Source organism: Bacillus cereus, assembly GCF_002577405.1.
Lineage (GTDB): Bacteria > Bacillota > Bacilli > Bacillales > Bacillaceae_G > Bacillus_A > Bacillus_A cereus_AU.
Genome location: NZ_NULR01000001.1, coordinates 463,836 through 480,274, shown reverse-complemented (window position 1 = coordinate 480,274; position 16,439 = coordinate 463,836). Strand labels below are relative to the sequence as shown.

The following is a 16,439-nucleotide window of genomic DNA, read 5'->3' as shown; positions in this document are numbered from 1 at the left end:
TTTATTATTTTGAAAATTTTAAAAAATGTGTTAAGATTTAGTCTTGGTTTTAAGGAGATAAGGGGGAAGAAACATGCAAATACTACTAATACGACACGGAGAATCCGAAGCGGACATTTTAAATGTACATGAAGGACGAGCTGATTTCGAGTTAACTGACAAAGGGAGACAACAAGTACAAAGGCTTGTACAGAAAGTGAAAAAGGATTTTGCACCAGATTTCATTTGGTCAAGTACATTAAAACGTGCTCGCGAAACTGGTGAAACATTAGCAGAAGGAATCGGGTGTCCAATTCAATTAGAAGAGGAATTAATGGAGTTCAATAATGGGGTACAAGCAGGTCTGTCATTTGAAGAAGCGAAGAAATACCCTGAGCCGAAGTTTCTTCATGATCGTTTTGAAAATGGTGAGTCATTTATCGAATTTAGAATGAGAATAGAAGGAATCTTTTCTAAAATTGTAACAGAGAATACATATGATCGAATTGCAATTGTTGCGCATGGAGGCGTAATTAATAGTATATTACGTGCATTTTTCAAAATGCCAATTTCAATGGACTATTATTTTAAAATGGGAGATACGGGAATAAGTTTAATTGAAATTGAGGGTGAACACAAAACAGTACATTTCATTAATGATACGAATCATTTGGACGGGATGTAAAGACTTATGTACAAAGTTGTATTTTTCGATGTTGACGGTACGCTATTAAGCGAGATTGATAGAAGTATGCACGAAAGTACAAAAGAAGCGATACGAAGGTTAATAGATAAAGAGATTCATGTAGTTGTTACAACAGGGAGACCGTATAGTTTATGTTCACAATTTAAAGAACTGGGCATAAATACGTTTATTTCTGCAAATGGTGCACATATCAAGTGTGAGGAAACAGTTATACATAAATCAGTACTTTCTAGTGAAATTGTTCATGATATCTCGGGGTTTGCTGAATTACATGGTCATAGTATTTCTTATTTCACAGAGGATTTTGCAATGAACGGAATAGCCTCGGATAATGAACGTGTAATTCAAGCGCTTAACGAGACTTTAAATTTAGGAAAGTATCCGGAAAAAAGCAAGAGTTTTTCAGAAGAGGTCTATTGTTTATGTCTGTATGCTGATGAAATAGAAGCTCAAAAATTTTTTGAAAGATATCCAACGCTTACGTTTGAACGTTTTCATGGTTATGTTATGAATGTATTGGAAGATAATAAAGTATCAAAATTAACGGCTATTCAAAAAATATTGGAGCATTTAAAAATTTGTAAATCAGAAGCAATTGCTTTTGGCGACGGTGGAAATGATATTGAGATGTTGCAGTATGTAGGATTAGGGATTGCGATGGGGAATGGTAGAGAAGAGTTAAAGAAAAAAGCGGATTACGTTACAAAGAAATCAAGTGAAGGTGGCATATTATTTGCCTTAGAGAAGTTTAATGTCGTCTAACATACCTTTATTGAAATAAAGGTATGTTAGGATCTTTAACGTGCTCACATAATAAAATATGAATTTGCCCGCGATGATGATAGACGTGGACAACAATTTCAAGCAACCATTCGAACCTAGAATAAGAAATACCCCAATAAGCAGTCTTAATTTTCGCTAATTCTTCATTGGAATAGGATAAAAACGTTTTAGAAAGTAAATCGTATCCTTGAAGCATCGTTTGTTGTATGTGACTAACTGTTTCTGGTGTATGTTCTATATAAAAGGTATGTAACTCTTTTTCCGTAATACCATTTAAAATGAGTAAATCAGCATGACAAATAAGAGAAAGGTGTGCACACATTTCAAATATGGATCGCTTCGAGTGAATTGGTTGTATTTTTAAATCACCTTCACTATATTGATTAAGCATATGAATAGAAGTATCAACAGCAATTTTAAGTTGATGTAATGCATATTGTACAAACATTGTAATTCTCCTCATCTCCATATATAATAGTTTCTTGAGGGTATTATATCATACTAAAAATTCCGAAAATTCTAGTAGTTTGACTAGCATAATGAAAAGTATTATATTGTAAAAGGTCATATGAAACGTGAAATAGAATGGAATGCAATTATTGAGTTAGGAGTTAGACCAATGAGTTTGAAATATGGAAGAGATACAATTGTAGAAGTTGACTTAAATGCTGTAAAACATAATGTAAATGAATTTAAAAAACATGTGAATGATGAAAATATTGCGATGATGGCTGCTGTAAAAGCGAATGGGTATGGTCATGGGGCAGTTGAAGTTGCGAAATCAGCTATTGAAGCAGGAATAAATCAACTTGCAGTTGCATTTGTAGACGAAGCAATAGAATTAAGAGAGGCTGGAATTACTGTGCCGATTTTAATTTTAGGATATACACCAGTAGCGGCTGTAGAAGATGTAATTCAATATGACGTTATGATGACTGTTTATAGAGTAGAAGATTTACATGGTATAAATGAAATTGCAAACCGTCTTCAAAAGAAAGCACAAATTCAAGTGAAAATTGATACAGGAATGAGTCGTATCGGTTTACAAGAAGAAGAGGTTAAACCATTTTTAGAAGAATTAAACCGCATGGAGTATGTAGAAGAAGTAGGGATATTTACACATTACTCTACCGCTGATGAAATAGATAAAACTTATACGAATATGCAAACAAGTTTGTTTGAAAAAGCTGTACATACAGCGGAAGAATTAGGAATCCATTTTCCGTATATTCATAGTTCAAACAGTGCGGGATCAATGGAACTTAGTAACACATTTCAAAATATGGTTCGTGTCGGTATTGGAATTTACGGTATGTACCCTTCAAGAGAAGTGGATCATACAGTTGCTTCCTTGCAGCCAGCGTTGTCTTTGAAGTCAAAAGTAGCTCATGTTAAACATGCGAAGAAAAATCGTGGTATTAGCTATGGGAATACGTATGTAACAACTGGTGAAGAATGGATTGCGACTGTACCGATTGGTTATGCGGATGGTTATAACCGTCAGTTATCTAATAAAGGGCATGCTTTAATTAATGGGATTCGAGTACCTGTTATTGGCCGCGTTTGTATGGATCAGCTTATGTTAGATGTTACAAAAGCAATGCCAGTACACGTAGGAGACGAAGTTGTATTCTACGGTAAACAAGGTGAAGAAGAGATTGCAGTTGAAGAAATCGCGGATATGTTAGGTACAATTAACTATGAAGTTACGTGTATGTTAGATAGAAGAATTCCTCGTGTATATAAAGAAAATAATGAAACGACTGCGGTTGTAAATATATTAAGAAAAAACTGAATCATATCGATTCAGTTTTTTTATTTGTCGTAAATGAAAAGTGGGCTATTGGTGTTTTTGGACAAGTCATAATAATTATGCTTCATTATAATTTCAAAGCCACAATGTGTATATAACTTTAAAGCATTGTTATTTCTTGTTTCGACATCTAGTATAATCGTTGCAACACCTTCTGAAATGAGGCGATGAACTATATTAGTGAGGATATCTTTCCCATAACCTCTTCCTTGATGAAAAGGATGCACAGCGAATCCTGATAATGTAGTAAAGTGTTCTTGGTGAGTAACTGTAATTGTTCCGATCACATTGTTATCGATAAGAGCGCTGTATACTTGATGAGAAGATGACTTCAACATCTTTTGTAACCATATAGCTGTATTTTCTACAGAATCGCCGAAAGCTTTACTAGAGATATCGATAAGATCAGGAAGTGATTCTGTAGATGCAAGAGTAAGCTGTATAGTATTCTCTGGTGTTTTTTGTATTTTTTTTGATTTGAACTCCATACTATACTCGCTATATTGATAAGGTAATTTCAAGTAATCCGCAAAGGATTTCCCAGAAGTTGATTCGCCATTAATAATAAGAAGGGCTACATCTACTTCTCTTTTCTGTATTTCTTTCATTGCAGTTTGTAAAAGTGTAGTGCCTATTTGTTGTTTTCTATAGTTTGGATGAACGAACCCTAATAACTCTAGTTTTGTTGGTCTTTCAAAGTCATACATGCTTAGTGCGCCGATTAATTGAGTATCATCATAAAATAAAAAATCATTTATTTCTTCTTTATTACGAGTAGTTAAAAAGTTTTCATGTAAATCTGACGAGTAATCAATTTGATCGTGTTGCCCACAAATATAAGCTAAATCCTTCATTTGCTGAATTTCGTTTGCTGTTAAAGCTTTCTTTTTTTCAATATTCATTTCATACTCCCTCGCATTCGTTTTTAAAAATAGGATGGGTAACTTAACCACTTTTCTAATGCCACACTACCTTGAACGGATAATAAACGGTATAAATATCGATAAGGTTGTCTGCATTCGTCAAGATAAGGGATAGGCATAATTGTTTCATACCCTCTTTTGAAGGCATAAGCTTCTTTTTCTGTAAATTCGATAAATTAATTATATTACATAATGTAATTAATTGGTGAAATATAGATGGGATTTCTATACATCGTGTATTAAAGCTTGAGGTTCTACATAAGAATTACCAAAAAGGTGAAAAATGTGTGTATATAAAGCAATTTCTTTGTATTTGTGAAAAAAATTAGTTATGATAATACTAAGAAAATATATATGTTTTGGGGGTAATGAATGAAGAAAATATTTGAATACGTATTGTTAACTGTTGGGTCCATTATTGTAGCGGGTTCACTAGAGCTTATTTTAGCGCCTAATGGATTAGTGGATGGCGGAGTAACGGCCATTGCTATTATGGCAAATAAAGTTGCAGGATTACCGCTTTACGGAGTATTTCTAGGACTTAATATTCCTATTTTATTATTTACTGCAAAAGTAATGGGAAAGAAGTTCTTCATCCGTACTTCTTATGCAAATGTTGTTACAACACTCGGATTGATTTATTTAAAACCATTTCCAGCAATTACGACTTCAGAATTATTAATTGTACTTTACGGAGGAGTTCTATTTGGTGTTGGTGTTGGAATCGTTGTGAAAATGGGCGGGGCAATTGACGGATCAGAAATGTTAGCTGTTTGGATGAATAAGCATTTTAAAGTACCAATTAGTACGTTTTTACTTGCTGTAAATGCAATTATTTTTGTATTTGTTGCTATTTTATTTTCAATTGAGCAAGCGATGTTCTCATTAGCAATTTTCTATATTGTTACGAAAATGATAGATTTCATATTAGACGGTATTAATCAAGGAAAGAGCGTCATGATTATTTCGAATAAAAATAAAGAAATTGGCGAACTGCTTATGAAAGAATTGCAACTGTCTGTTACGTATCTACATGGAGAAGGTGGTTTTTTAGGTGAGCATCAGAGAATCATTTATTGTATTACAAATCGTTTCATTTATCCAAAAATGAAAGATCTCGTTCTCTCTGTAGATCCAAGTGCTATAATTGAAGCTTCTTATTCAACAGAAACAACTGGTGTAAAGCGTCCGGGAAGGACAGCAAGGTCAGGGCAAGGATCAGAAAAATAGTATGTAAAATAACTCCACGTCAGTATTACTTGCGTGGAGTTATTTTTAGTTAGGGAACCAGGCTTTTTTCAGTAATTTAACGACAGTTTCAATACGATCTTCTGGAATGCTGCCGAAACCGAGCAATACATATGATGAATCGGTTAAATTATGAATAGAATCGTATATTGAAAGAGGATATAATTTGATACGTTCTGTTGCAGCTGCATGAATAAGTTCTTGCTCGTTCATCCCATTATGAACATGAAGTACGATATGAAGTCCGGACTGTTCGCCAAGTATTTGTACGCGAGATTCCATTTCATTTTTGATAGATTTAACTAGTAATGTATGCTTTCTTTTATATAACGTACGACTACGGTTTAAATGACGCTCCCAATCACCATTGTGAATAAAGGTTGCAAAAGCGAGTTGCTGTATTGTAGAAACAGTTTGTTTAAATTTACCTTCAAGCTCTTTATAGATTTTTAATAGATGAGGTGGTAAAACGATATATCCCATTCGTAAAGAAGGTAAAAAGGATTTCGAGAATGTCCCCATATAAATAACACGTTCTTTTGAATCGAGTCCTTGTAAAGAAGGAATAGGTTTTCCTACATAACGAAACTCCCCGTCGTAGTCATCTTCAATAATATATCCTTTGTAATCATTGGCCCACCTTAATAATTCGAGCCTTCTAGATAATGGCATAATCATTCCAAGAGGAAATTGGTGTGATGGAGTGACGTATGCTACATTGGAACGTGATTCACGTAAAGCTAAAATACGAATCCCTTTATCGTCTAATGAAATAGGGTGAACCGGAAGACCAGAACTTTGAATCATGGCAGTTATACGATGAAATCCAGGGTTTTCGATTCCGTATTCTTTTTTTGAACCAAGCAGTTGAAGTAGTAACCAAAGAAGAGGTTGCGTACCGGCTCCAATAATAATTTGATCAGGTGAAGAATGTACCCCGCGGGCATGATATAAATATTTTGAAATATGTTCTCGAAGAACAAACTCGCCTTGAGGATCTTCTTTAGAAAATAATCTATCTTCGTATTGGCATAAAGTTTCGTGTAATGCTCTTTTCCAATTTGTAATTGGAAAAGCAGTTTGATCAATAAGCCCTTGGCTACAATCATAGTCATATAGTTCTTCTATCGTGTTTTTAGTTTTGTGTGACGCAATGTTTTCATTTTTTTGTATGATATCAATATCAACCTCTGCAACAAAAATACCCCGCTTTGGTTTACTTTCCGCATATCCTTCAGCAATTAATTGTTGATAAGCGGATTCGACAGTAATACGGCTAATATTCAGTTGTGATGCCAAATTTCGGTGAGAAGGAAGACGTGTGCCAACAGAGATTGTTCCCTGTGAGATTTCATGCTTTATATATTTGTAAATTTGTAAGTAAATTGGTGTTTTACTTTCTGGATGCAATGGAATAGTGAAATTCATTTTACACATTCTCCTTTAAATACTGGCCTTATAAAAAAGAATAAAACTGTCACTTAAGTAAGGGGCAGTTGCTTCCTATAATGATGATATAACATTTAGAAAATTTTATAAATAGTAAGGAGAGAATCATAATGAATATTAGAGAAGTAGTAACAGAAGCTGATTTACATGATGTATTCCCCGTATTACAGCAATTAAGAACGAAACTTTCAAGAGAAGAAGCAAGTTCTTTATTTCAAAAAATGAAAGAAGAAAAGTATAAACTACTCTCGTTACAGAATGAAGATGGCGAAGTTGTTAGTCTCGCTGGTGTAGCGATTTGTACGAATTTCTATAATGAGAAACATGTTTTCGTATATGATCTTGTAACTGCGAAAGCTCATAGATCAAAAGGATATGGTAAAGTTCTGCTGTCATATGTAGAAAAATGGGGGGGAGAAAAAGGGTGCAGTTCTATCGTTCTTACATCAGCGTTTCGAAGAGTTGATGCACATCGTTTTTATGAAAGAGAAGGCTATGATAAGGTAAGCTATTCTTTTTATAAAGAGCTATAATACTAAGTAGGTTCTATGTGAGATAACATATAGAACCTACTTTTATTTAGAAGTATAAGATGAAGAGGGTTAATTGCTTATTTTGTCGAATAGTTTCTTTATAATTGAGAAGATAATATTGAATTAAAAGAAGGTTAGGGGAGTTTATATTTGGAAAAAATTCAGAAACTATTAATCTCAAAAGGTGTAAGAGTTATCGTAATATCTGATATTCATGGCGAATTAAATCTTTTAAAGGAATTATTACATAAAGTTAATTTTAAAGATGATGATTATTTAATTATAAATGGCGACCTATGTGAGAAGGGGAACGATAGCATTGGCGTCGTAAACTATGTGATGGACCTTGTAGTTAGCAAGTCAAATGTTTATGTTGTTGAAGGGAATTGTGAAGTGGTAATTGAAGCACTTGTAAATGAAAATCCTGCGCTAATAAATTATTTATGTACGCGGAAAAATACAATTTTTAATGAATGGCTAGGGCAATTGAACGTTACTGTTAATGAAAAAAGTAATATTCGTGAAGTGAAAAACCTATTGATGAGCCATTTTTCAAAAGAAATAAAGTGGCTAACAGAGTTGCCAACTGCTATTGAAACAGAGGATTATATCTTTGTACATGCAGGGCTTGAAGATAGAGAGGATTGGAAGAACACTGACCGAAAAAATGCAATTGCAATGCCAGAGTTTTTTAATCGGTCACACAGAGCGGATCAGTATGTAGTTGTTGGACATTGGCCTGTTGTGAACTATTCAGAGGAGGCGCCGTCTAATAATCCAGTTATTGATAAGAATAAAAAAATTATCGCGATTGATGGTGGTAATGCGATTAAAGAGGCCGGGCAATTAAATGCATTTATTATTCATCGAGAGATTTTAAATGATACATTTTCCAGTGCATATGTAGATCATTTTCCGCAGTATGAGGTATTGGCCGATTTTACTGCGAATTCAGTAATGAAAGGTGGAGTAACATATCCGCATTATTACATAGAGCCTGTGGAGAGAATGAAAGATTTTACTGTATGTAAACAAATAGGAACAAATGAACTACTTCATGTAAAAAACGAGTATATTAAGCAACTTGAATCAGGTGAGTATACAGTGAAAACGGATATTTCTTGTGCGCAAATTAATATTAGAAAAGGGGATACAGTTTCGTTAATTGATGGTAGCTGCACGGGGTATGATTTAATAAAAAAAGATGGTGTAGAAGGCTGGATAGAAAAAGCTATCCTTCTTGAAAAAAATGAAAAGAAATTAAAAATATATAGCTGAAAATAGGAGGTGATTTATCCTCCTATTTTTTATGCTGTAGGTGCTGAAAGTGTATTTCTTCTAAGTCGATATATAGTTCATCTGCGGAAATTTCGTTTTTCTTTAGTTTTTTAGTTAAATAAAAGTATGTACGAAATTTCGCAGCGACATCTGTAATTTCAGGTATTAATAGTATTATTAAATGATTGAAGGTTTATGTTTTGATTTTTCTGAAAAAATATTATAATTGTATATGAAATAAAGAGGAATGTAGGAGGAAATTATGCAAAACGTTATATTAAAGGGGAACAAAGTTACAATTCGTACAATAGAAGAATCAGATATAAAACCGTTATGGAATCTAGTATTTAAAGAAGAAAATCCAGAGTGGAAAAAATGGGATGCACCGTATTTCTCGTTCTCAATGCAAGGATACTCGTCCTATAAAGAAAAGATGCAAACTCGTTTAAAAGAAGAACCGCTGTCAAATTTAATTATAGAAAATAACGGTCAAATTATAGGAACAGTTGGATTTTATTGGGAACATAAACCGACGCGTTGGTTAGAGATGGGAATTGTTATTTATGATCCAACTTACTGGAATGGTGGGTATGGTACAGAAGCATTAACACTATATAGAGATTTGCTATTTGAAAATATGGAGATTGGTAGAGTAGGGCTCACAACTTGGTCTGGCAATGAAAGAATGATGAAAGTAGCGGAGAAAATAGGAATGAGCTTAGAAGGTAGAATGCGAAAATGCCGATATTACAACGGAACGTACTATGATTCTATTCGAATGGGAATGATTCGTGAAGAATGGGAATCGATATGTATAACTAAGGGGTGAGGAAGCGTGTACGCTGTTATTGAAAAGTTAAAATTAATTAAGGTAAATTATGAAAATGGTTCTGCCATTTCTTCTAGTATATTAGTAGAATATAATTTAAAGAGAATGGAGACATCGAGATGACATATGTAATTAGAGAAATGAAGCAAGAAGATATTCATGCCGTACAATCCGTAGCGAAAATAGCTTGGCATGATACATACGAAAACATTATTCCGAGAGAGATTCAGGATAGTTTTTTAGACGAGGCCTATTCTGATGAAAAAATGAAATATCGTCTTGAAAATACACATTTATTCGTTGCAGAAGAAGAGGGAGAAGTGATTGGCTTTGCAAATTTCTCACCTGTTAGACTGCAAAACGAAGCGGAATTAGGTGCGATTTATTTGTTACCAGATCAGCAAGGGAAAGGGATAGGAAGTGCTTTATTACAAAGAGGGATTAAGGCATTAAAAGGGATTCGGAAACTGTACATACATGTAGAAGCAGCAAATGAAAAAGGAAAACGCTTTTATGAAGCAAAAGGCTTTGCCGAATTAGAGCAATTTGAAGAAGACTTCGAAGGACATTTAATGCAGACGATAAGGATGGTTTTATACATATAAGGAGGACTAGAAGTGAAGATTTTTGATTTTAGTGAAAAAGTAGGAAAGCACATATCAGCATTTCAATCTAATTTCATCATGTCGAAAATACTAAACCATCAAGGAAATGTACATATCGGTGCTATGCATTTACAAGAGAATGGAATAATTGGATATCATGAAGCAGTTGTATCACAGCTGCTTCTTATTGTGGACGGTGAAGGGTATGTATGCGGAGCAGATAAAGAAAAAGTGAAGGTAGAAGCAGGACAAGCTGTGTTTTGGGAGAAGGGCGAATTTCATGAAACGAGTACGGAAAAGGGATTGATGGCAATTGTGATTGAGTCGGGGGAACTTGAACAAGCGATATTAATGCCGGGGAGTTGTGAAAATTGATAATTAAGGCAAATCAAGAAGATACAAATGAAATATTAAAAGTATAAAGCCATAGCTCTCTACTTTATTTAGCAATGAATCGTTTAGCTTTAATTATATGTTTCATTTCTATACGAGGTGTTACACCTTGTACCCAATCTGGATCAAATTCTATCCAATCCTTATCTAGGCTTTGTAACCAATCAAAGTCAAAAATTTTGGACCAGGTAGCAATCATTTTATCTTTTGGGAAGCCTTCTGTTGCGAATTGATCCCATTCTTCCTCCGTTTTAGTTATGGGACAATTATTTAAAACAGAGTGCCAAGTATTAAAACAAGACCAAAGAATGTCTTCATCTGCTATGTCTAATGTAAGAATAACGCCTTTTTGACCTTTAGATAAAAGTGCTGGACGGTTTTGATCAGGTCTTTTATTCCAAACCCATACAGGGTAAGTTTGGCCATCATAATTAGGAATCCTCTCTTTCATTTGTTCCATCATCCATGCATAGGGAGATTTGAAATGAGGCCAAACATATTTCTCATTTCCCTGATAAAAACCTTCTTCTTGCATTTTTTTATAAATATGAAGTGGTTGTACAGTATATACTATCAAATAGACACTTCCGATCTAATCTAATTATGTAATGAATTTTTATTTACTCAATTATCATGCATGGAAAAATAAAAAATATCAAATTTGAAGTGCCCTTTGAATTGTTAGAGACATCCTTACAATTCAAAGGGTGTTTTTTGTTTCTGTGAAGATTATAAAAAATATTTTTGAAATCAATATAAAATTTTATGTTTAGTTCACAAACTTTCGGAAAAACTAGGAAAGATATGACAAAGGAGGTTATGAACGGTGGATCATCCAATTCAAGGGTTAATGAAAGCAGCAATGGAAAATTTAAAAGAAATGGTTGATGTAAATACGATTGTTGGAGAGCCTGTTCAAACGGCTGACGGTGGTGTGGTGTTAACGGTTTCTAAAGTAGCGTTCGGTTTTGGAGCAGGAGGTTCTGATTTCCAAACGAATGATGGACAAAGAGCGAACGGTAACCCTGCATTTGGTGGCGGTAGCGCGGGTGGTGTTTCTATTACACCAGTAGCATTTCTTGTGGTGAATAAAGATGGAGTAAATATTCTTCATTTACAAAATGCGACACATTTAGCAGAAAAAATGATTGAATTAGCTCCAAAAACAATTGATAAAATTCAATCGATGTTCCAAAAAGATGAAAAGAAAGAGGGAAATCATCACCCTCAAAACCCAGATGAAATCCTTTAAAAACACCTGCTTATGAGCAGGTGTTTTTTCTTGTAATCAGTATGTAATAAAACACATGAAATTGTAAATAGTTTTTGAAGTTTTTTCTATGTTTCTAAAATTTTTCATGTTAAAATATGCTATAGAATTGAAACATACAAAACGAAGGTGGCTAGGTGCTTTGTCTGGAGGATCTGACCAAGTAAAGAATATGATATATATTAATGGTAATCGTCGGGGTCATTGTTTTATTACATCAGGAATTACGTTTAAAGAGTTTGCGAGTAACATCCCTTCACCGCTTCATCAAGTGTTGCTTTTGAAGCACAACTTTGAATGGACAGATTTTCATTATCATACTTTATTTGAATATGTTGAGGAAGAAAATATACATAAGTTAATTCAAGCAGAGATTGATGAATTTGATGAATTTTGTTGGGTAGATTTTGATGATGCAAGCGATTTAGATGAATTAGAGCCAAAAGAAATTGCAGAGCTTTTATATTTGGCTCACAAAAAAGAACCACTTGCAAGAACATTCTTTCCGCTATTGAAAAATAGATTTGTTTATTTTTCACATGATGACGGGTGGTACAACAAAGTGTATTATCGTAGAATTGCTGACTTTGTAGGAATGTTAAGTAAAGTCATTCCTTATAAACTCGGTGCTTTCGGTAAGAAACGTTTTGCTCTCTTCCAAAAATCGAAAATTTTCCCAGCAATTTCGAAAGAAGTGATTATGGGGCTTCTTCCATTAATGGAAGATGGTCTTTATATTGATCTAGCAGGGAAAATTGAGTCAAGAAGAGGTCTTGAAATTCCGGTATATGTGGTTGGTTCGTATGAAAGTACGGATGAGGTACTAGATAATATTGATGAATTGAAAGAAGAAGCAACAGAGACAGGTTGGCTCATTTTTGACAAGAAAGAACAAGAGTGGCAATGGGTTGTGGACTAAGAAAACTTGGCGCATGAAGTCAAGTTTTCTTGTCATTTGAAAGGAGAACAAATGAAGAAATATTATACAATTGTGGGTATTGTAAGTATTATTCTCGTGGCAATATTACTTATTACTTGTCCGAAAGAATCAGATTTTAAATTGTATCTAGAAGATAAGTATGCATTGAAATGTGATGAGAGTAGCTTTGAATGCACACAAAATGTAGATGGAAAAAAAGAGAAATTACAGTTTGAAGGTATTGATACACGAAATGGTGTTTTCTTTATGACTGTAAAGCAAACATTTAAAACAGAAGCTGGTGTTACGAAAGAATATAGCGGAGTAGGAATGTTTGGTACATTTCTTTTTGTTTCAGAGAAGACTTTCTAGTAATAGAAGGTCTTTTTTTTATGCTTATGTTCATATAGATGGAGTAAGACAAACATAGGAGGGATATAGATGAAAAAAGAATGTATTGTTTGTGGTGGAGAAGAGTTTTTCTCCTCAACGTTATATGCACGTACGAAACAAGATTGGGCATATGCACCTAACATGTATCGATTTGAAAAAGTGTTTATTGAGCATCGGGATGAAGAAAATTACCCAGTCTTTCAAGAAATTACAGCGAAGCATTGTTGTGGATGCGGTCATATTATGTTGTATCATGAATGAACACACCAAGTATAACTTGGTGTGTTTTTTTTAAAACGCTGACAAAGCAAGCGGATAAAGTAAAGTAAATAAAACAGAAAAACTACCAAAGCCAATTGCTGTATACCCGAGTGTTCTCGCTCCGAAATTGACAGCTAATAAGCCAATTAAAATCGCAAGTGAGCCGAGTGTAACAGGATAAAAAGCGATGGAGAATAACGAAAGAAATAAAGCGACATAGCCAACCATTGCACCGGTATTTGTACCTTCTATTTCATTTGCAATTTCTTTACGCTTATGTCTAATTGGAATGCCAGCTGGTGATATTTCAGCTGCATACTCTTCGTTTTTTTCACCACTTTTAAAATGATGATTTCTCTTTCTTCGCATGTACATCCCTCTCTTTCAATTGGGTGTACCTATAGTATCTTTCATAAAGAAAAGAACATGAGTATGAGTTAAACCCAAGTAAAGAAAAAATTGGAGAATAAAGATTCCATCGCTAGCTTGTACATCTCCTTATGAAGATAAACAGGAATTTTGGAAAATGATGTAGAATGAAATGAATGATAATACGTGAAGGTAGGGGAATGTATGACGAAATTTAATTGGCACGAATCAGCAGAGAAGAAATGGGATAGTAGTGCAGAATTTTGGAATCAAAATAGTCAAGAGATGTGGGACAGTGGTAGCAGAAGTACAATTATTCCATTTTTTGAGCAGTACGTGGAGCAAGAAGCTCAAGTGCTCGATGTTGGTTGTGGTGATGGATACGGTACATATAAATTAAGTCGCGCGAACTATAAAGCAGTTGGAGTAGATTTATCGGAAGTTATGATTCAAAAAGGTAAAGAACGCGGAGAAGGGCCAAATTTATCTTTTGTGAAGGGGGATCTTTCTTCCTTACCTTTTGAAAATGAACAATTTGAAGCGATTATGGCAATTAATTCATTAGAATGGACCGAGAATCCATTATTAGCATTAAATGAAATAAAGCGTGTTTTAAAGAAAGATGGTCATGCATGTATTGCGATTTTAGGACCGACAGCAAAGCCTCGTGAGAACAGTTATCCCCGTTTATACGGCAAAGACGTTGTTTGTAATACGATGATGCCTTGGGAATTTGAACAGTTAGCGAAAGAACAAGGTTTTGAAGTTGTAGATGGCATCGGTGTGTATAAGCGCGGAGTAAATGAGAAGATGTTAGGTCAACTACCTACAGAGTTACAACAATCATTAACATTCTTATGGGTATTTATGTTAAAAAACGTATAAAGAAAAGAAAGAATTTTTAGGAGGTAAATAAGTGCAGAAAATACAAAAAACTGATACAATATCATCAGAACCAATTAAAGGGGGACTAGGGTATATGACAACTACTACAACAGTTAAATCTGATATTGAAATCGCACAAGAAGCAAGTATGAAAAAGATTCAAGAAATTGCAGCTGATTTAAATATTTTAGAAGATGAATTAGAGCCATACGGGCATTATAAAGGTAAGTTATCTCTTGATATTTTTAAGCGTTTACAAGATGAGAAAGACGGTAAAGTTGTTTTAGTAACAGCAATTAACCCAACTCCAGCTGGAGAAGGTAAATCAACAGTAACAGTTGGTTTAGGTCAAGCTTTTAATAAAATTGGTAAGAAAACAGTAATTGCACTTCGCGAACCATCTCTTGGACCAACGATGGGACTAAAAGGCGGAGCAGCAGGTGGCGGTTTTTCACAAGTCGTACCAATGGAAGATATTAACCTTCACTTTACTGGAGATATTCATGCGATTACAACTGCCAACAACGCATTAGCGGCGTTTATTGATAATCATATCCAACAAGGAAACGTACTTGGAATTGATACGCGTAAAATCGTTTGGAAACGCTGTGTTGACTTAAATGATCGTGCCCTTCGTAACGTAGTAATTGGTCTTGGTGGACCAGTTCAAGGTGTACCACGTGAAGACGGTTTTGATATTACTGTAGCATCTGAAATTATGGCCGTATTCTGCCTTGCAACAGATATTCAAGATTTAAAAGCACGTTTATCTCGCATTGTAGTTGCTTATAACTTTGCAAATCAACCTGTAACGGTTAAAGATTTAGGTGTAGAAGGTGCGTTAACATTACTATTAAAAGACGCATTAAAACCGAACTTAGTACAAACTTTAGAAAATACACCAGCTATCATTCATGGCGGACCATTTGCGAACATCGCTCACGGTTGTAACAGTGTTATCGCTACAACAATGGCAGCAAAATTAGGTGATTATGTTATTACAGAAGCTGGATTCGGCGCAGATTTAGGTGCAGAGAAGTTTTTAGATATTAAAGCTCGTGCAGCTGGAATTAAGCCAGAAGCAGTTGTTATTGTTGCGACTATTCGTGCGCTTAAAATGCATGGCGGCGTAGCAAAAGATCAATTAAAAGAAGAAAATGTAGACGCATTAGCAAAAGGTATGGAGAACTTACAGAAGCATGTTGAAACAATTCAAAGCTTCGGTGTTCCTTTCGTAATTGCAATTAATAAATTTATTACAGATACAGATGCAGAAGTTACATACTTACAAGAATGGTGCAATGAGCGTGGCTATGCAGTATCCTTAACAGAAGTTTGGGAGAAAGGTGGCCAAGGTGGTGTAGACCTTGCTGAAAAAGTATTAAAAGAAATCGAAAAAGGTGAGAACAACTACGCACCACTTTATGAATTAGAATTACCATTAGAAGAAAAAATTCGTACAATTGCTCAAAAAGTGTACGGTGCAAAAGATATTGAATTTGCTCCGAAAGCACGTAAGCAATTAGCTCAATATGAAGGAGAAGGTTGGAGTAACCTACCAATTTGTATGGCGAAAACACAATACTCTCTTTCTGATGATGCAACAAAATTAGGTCGCCCATCTGACTTTATCGTTACAATTCGTGAATTAAAACCATCTATCGGTGCAGGGTTTATCGTTGCGTTAACAGGAACAATGTTAACAATGCCAGGTCTTCCGAAACAACCAGCAGCACTGCAAATGGATGTAAATGAAGATGGAAAAGCAGTAGGTTTATTCTAAAAGGTTGTAATTCATCACGT

20 protein-coding genes and 2 pseudogenes are annotated in these 16,439 nt (G+C 34.5%); 16 read left to right on the top strand and 6 right to left on the bottom strand.

Going from position 1 to position 16,439, the window contains the following annotated elements; genetic code table 11:
• The first annotated feature begins 73 nt into the window (after positions 1–73).
• Together COC96_RS02530 and COC96_RS02525 are read left to right on the top strand one after the other, a co-directional pair.
• Complete coding sequence (locus COC96_RS02530; protein WP_098267626.1) at positions 74–664, top strand: histidine phosphatase family protein; 591 nt, start codon at positions 74–76, stop codon at positions 662–664.
• A gap of 6 nt (positions 665–670) precedes the next feature.
• Positions 671–1,447, top strand: a complete 777-nt coding sequence (locus COC96_RS02525; RefSeq protein WP_098768243.1) for a Cof-type HAD-IIB family hydrolase — start codon at positions 671–673, stop codon at positions 1,445–1,447.
• A 7-nt stretch (positions 1,448–1,454) separates the two neighbouring features.
• On the opposite strand, the gene COC96_RS02520 is transcribed toward COC96_RS02525, so the two are convergent.
• Positions 1,455–1,916 carry a DinB family protein gene (locus COC96_RS02520; protein WP_098267624.1) on the bottom strand — a complete coding sequence of 154 codons (462 nt, stop codon included), beginning with the start codon at positions 1,914–1,916 and terminating at the stop codon, positions 1,455–1,457.
• 171 nt (positions 1,917–2,087) lie between these two features.
• On the opposite strand from COC96_RS02520, the gene alr reads away from it, so the two are divergent.
• The gene (gene alr / locus COC96_RS02515; RefSeq protein ID WP_098267782.1) at positions 2,088–3,263 is read left to right on the top strand and encodes an alanine racemase; all 1,176 of its coding nucleotides are present in this window, start codon (positions 2,088–2,090) and stop codon (positions 3,261–3,263) included.
• A gap of 20 nt (positions 3,264–3,283) precedes the next feature.
• On the opposite strand, the gene COC96_RS02510 is transcribed toward alr, so the two are convergent.
• Together COC96_RS02510 and COC96_RS02505 are read right to left on the bottom strand one after the other, a co-directional pair.
• Positions 3,284–4,183: a GNAT family N-acetyltransferase gene (locus COC96_RS02510; RefSeq protein ID WP_098267623.1), complete on the bottom strand. Its 900-nt coding sequence runs from the start codon at positions 4,181–4,183 to the stop codon at positions 3,284–3,286.
• 23 nt (positions 4,184–4,206) lie between these two features.
• A pseudogene (locus COC96_RS02505) lies at positions 4,207–4,368 on the bottom strand (nitrate reductase); the annotation flags it as partial.
• A 208-nt stretch (positions 4,369–4,576) separates the two neighbouring features.
• Here COC96_RS02505 and COC96_RS02500 point away from each other — a divergent pair.
• Positions 4,577–5,434, top strand: a complete 858-nt coding sequence (locus tag COC96_RS02500; protein WP_098267622.1) for a YitT family protein — start codon at positions 4,577–4,579, stop codon at positions 5,432–5,434.
• A gap of 45 nt (positions 5,435–5,479) precedes the next feature.
• Here the strand turns inward: COC96_RS02500 and pdxR are convergent, their stop codons facing one another.
• Complete coding sequence (gene pdxR, locus COC96_RS02495) at positions 5,480–6,880, bottom strand: MocR-like pyridoxine biosynthesis transcription factor PdxR (protein WP_098768242.1); 1,401 nt, start codon at positions 6,878–6,880, stop codon at positions 5,480–5,482.
• A gap of 131 nt (positions 6,881–7,011) precedes the next feature.
• Here pdxR and COC96_RS02490 point away from each other — a divergent pair, with 131 nt between their 5' ends.
• From COC96_RS02490 to COC96_RS02465, 6 genes and pseudogenes are all read left to right on the top strand, one after another.
• Entirely contained in the window at positions 7,012–7,434 is a 423-nt protein-coding gene (locus COC96_RS02490) for a GNAT family N-acetyltransferase (RefSeq protein WP_098768241.1), read from the top strand.
• Positions 7,435–7,584: 150 nt separating this feature from the next.
• Entirely contained in the window at positions 7,585–8,712 is a 1,128-nt protein-coding gene (locus COC96_RS02485; protein ID WP_098768240.1) for a metallophosphoesterase, read from the top strand.
• Between the two features lie 262 nt (positions 8,713–8,974).
• Complete coding sequence (locus COC96_RS02480; protein WP_098267618.1) at positions 8,975–9,541, top strand: GNAT family N-acetyltransferase; 567 nt, start codon at positions 8,975–8,977, stop codon at positions 9,539–9,541.
• 12 nt (positions 9,542–9,553) lie between these two features.
• A pseudogene (locus COC96_RS02475) lies at positions 9,554–9,664 on the top strand (2'-5' RNA ligase family protein); the annotation flags it as partial.
• Positions 9,661–10,146 carry a GNAT family N-acetyltransferase gene (locus tag COC96_RS02470; RefSeq protein ID WP_098267617.1) on the top strand — a complete coding sequence of 162 codons (486 nt, stop codon included), beginning with the start codon at positions 9,661–9,663 and terminating at the stop codon, positions 10,144–10,146. The pseudogene COC96_RS02475 and the gene COC96_RS02470, both read left to right, overlap by 4 nt.
• 12 nt (positions 10,147–10,158) lie before the next feature.
• Positions 10,159–10,521 (top strand): cupin domain-containing protein, encoded by a 363-nt coding sequence (locus COC96_RS02465; RefSeq protein WP_098267616.1) that lies wholly within the window; start codon positions 10,159–10,161, stop codon positions 10,519–10,521.
• A gap of 64 nt (positions 10,522–10,585) precedes the next feature.
• Here COC96_RS02465 and COC96_RS02460 read toward each other — a convergent pair whose 3' ends face one another.
• On the bottom strand, positions 10,586–11,116 hold the full coding sequence (locus COC96_RS02460) for a DUF3841 domain-containing protein (protein WP_098768239.1): 531 nt from the start codon (positions 11,114–11,116) through the stop codon (positions 10,586–10,588).
• Between the two features lie 249 nt (positions 11,117–11,365).
• Between COC96_RS02460 and ytfJ the strand changes: the two genes are divergently transcribed.
• The 4 genes from ytfJ to COC96_RS02440 all read left to right on the top strand — a co-directional run bounded on the left by ytfJ (position 11,366) and on the right by COC96_RS02440 (position 13,382).
• Entirely contained in the window at positions 11,366–11,791 is a 426-nt protein-coding gene (gene ytfJ / locus COC96_RS02455) for a GerW family sporulation protein (protein ID WP_098267614.1), read from the top strand.
• Positions 11,792–11,951: 160 nt separating this feature from the next.
• Positions 11,952–12,728, top strand: a complete 777-nt coding sequence (locus tag COC96_RS02450) for an oxalate:formate antiporter (protein WP_141436294.1) — start codon at positions 11,952–11,954, stop codon at positions 12,726–12,728.
• Positions 12,729–12,779: 51 nt separating this feature from the next.
• Entirely contained in the window at positions 12,780–13,100 is a 321-nt protein-coding gene (locus COC96_RS02445) for a hypothetical protein (protein WP_098267613.1), read from the top strand.
• 69 nt (positions 13,101–13,169) lie between these two features.
• Positions 13,170–13,382: a hypothetical protein gene (locus COC96_RS02440; RefSeq protein ID WP_000711202.1), complete on the top strand. Its 213-nt coding sequence runs from the start codon at positions 13,170–13,172 to the stop codon at positions 13,380–13,382.
• Between the two features lie 30 nt (positions 13,383–13,412).
• Here COC96_RS02440 and COC96_RS02435 read toward each other — a convergent pair whose 3' ends face one another.
• Positions 13,413–13,751, bottom strand: a complete 339-nt coding sequence (locus COC96_RS02435; protein ID WP_097903244.1) for a permease — start codon at positions 13,749–13,751, stop codon at positions 13,413–13,415.
• A gap of 204 nt (positions 13,752–13,955) precedes the next feature.
• Between COC96_RS02435 and COC96_RS02430 the strand changes: the two genes are divergently transcribed.
• Both COC96_RS02430 and COC96_RS02425 read left to right on the top strand, forming a co-directional pair.
• Positions 13,956–14,636, top strand: a complete 681-nt coding sequence (locus COC96_RS02430) for a class I SAM-dependent methyltransferase (protein ID WP_098267612.1) — start codon at positions 13,956–13,958, stop codon at positions 14,634–14,636.
• 94 nt (positions 14,637–14,730) lie between these two features.
• Positions 14,731–16,419 (top strand): formate--tetrahydrofolate ligase, encoded by a 1,689-nt coding sequence (locus tag COC96_RS02425; RefSeq protein ID WP_098267781.1) that lies wholly within the window; start codon positions 14,731–14,733, stop codon positions 16,417–16,419.
• Positions 16,420–16,439: the final 20 nt, after the last annotated feature.

What these genes read in the sequence shown, in the direction of transcription:
- COC96_RS02510 (WP_098267623.1), bottom strand. Translation starts at nt 4,183, where the DNA reads ATGAATATTGAAAAAAAGAAAGCTTTAACAGCAAACGAAATTCAGCAA.
- COC96_RS02435 (WP_097903244.1), bottom strand. Translation starts at nt 13,751, where the DNA reads ATGCGAAGAAAGAGAAATCATCATTTTAAAAGTGGTGAAAAAAACGAA.
- COC96_RS02445 (WP_098267613.1), top strand. Translation starts at nt 12,780, where the DNA reads ATGAAGAAATATTATACAATTGTGGGTATTGTAAGTATTATTCTCGTG.
- COC96_RS02500 (WP_098267622.1), top strand. Translation starts at nt 4,577, where the DNA reads ATGAAGAAAATATTTGAATACGTATTGTTAACTGTTGGGTCCATTATT.
- COC96_RS02440 (WP_000711202.1), top strand. Translation starts at nt 13,170, where the DNA reads ATGAAAAAAGAATGTATTGTTTGTGGTGGAGAAGAGTTTTTCTCCTCA.
- COC96_RS02470 (WP_098267617.1), top strand. Translation starts at nt 9,661, where the DNA reads ATGACATATGTAATTAGAGAAATGAAGCAAGAAGATATTCATGCCGTA.
- COC96_RS02530 (WP_098267626.1), top strand. Translation starts at nt 74, where the DNA reads ATGCAAATACTACTAATACGACACGGAGAATCCGAAGCGGACATTTTA.
- COC96_RS02525 (WP_098768243.1), top strand. Translation starts at nt 671, where the DNA reads ATGTACAAAGTTGTATTTTTCGATGTTGACGGTACGCTATTAAGCGAG.
- COC96_RS02520 (WP_098267624.1), bottom strand. Translation starts at nt 1,916, where the DNA reads ATGTTTGTACAATATGCATTACATCAACTTAAAATTGCTGTTGATACT.
- COC96_RS02425 (WP_098267781.1), top strand. Translation starts at nt 14,731, where the DNA reads ATGACAACTACTACAACAGTTAAATCTGATATTGAAATCGCACAAGAA.
- COC96_RS02480 (WP_098267618.1), top strand. Translation starts at nt 8,975, where the DNA reads ATGCAAAACGTTATATTAAAGGGGAACAAAGTTACAATTCGTACAATA.
- COC96_RS02490 (WP_098768241.1), top strand. Translation starts at nt 7,012, where the DNA reads ATGAATATTAGAGAAGTAGTAACAGAAGCTGATTTACATGATGTATTC.
- COC96_RS02430 (WP_098267612.1), top strand. Translation starts at nt 13,956, where the DNA reads ATGACGAAATTTAATTGGCACGAATCAGCAGAGAAGAAATGGGATAGT.
- pdxR (WP_098768242.1), bottom strand. Translation starts at nt 6,880, where the DNA reads ATGAATTTCACTATTCCATTGCATCCAGAAAGTAAAACACCAATTTAC.
- alr (WP_098267782.1), top strand. Translation starts at nt 2,088, where the DNA reads ATGAGTTTGAAATATGGAAGAGATACAATTGTAGAAGTTGACTTAAAT.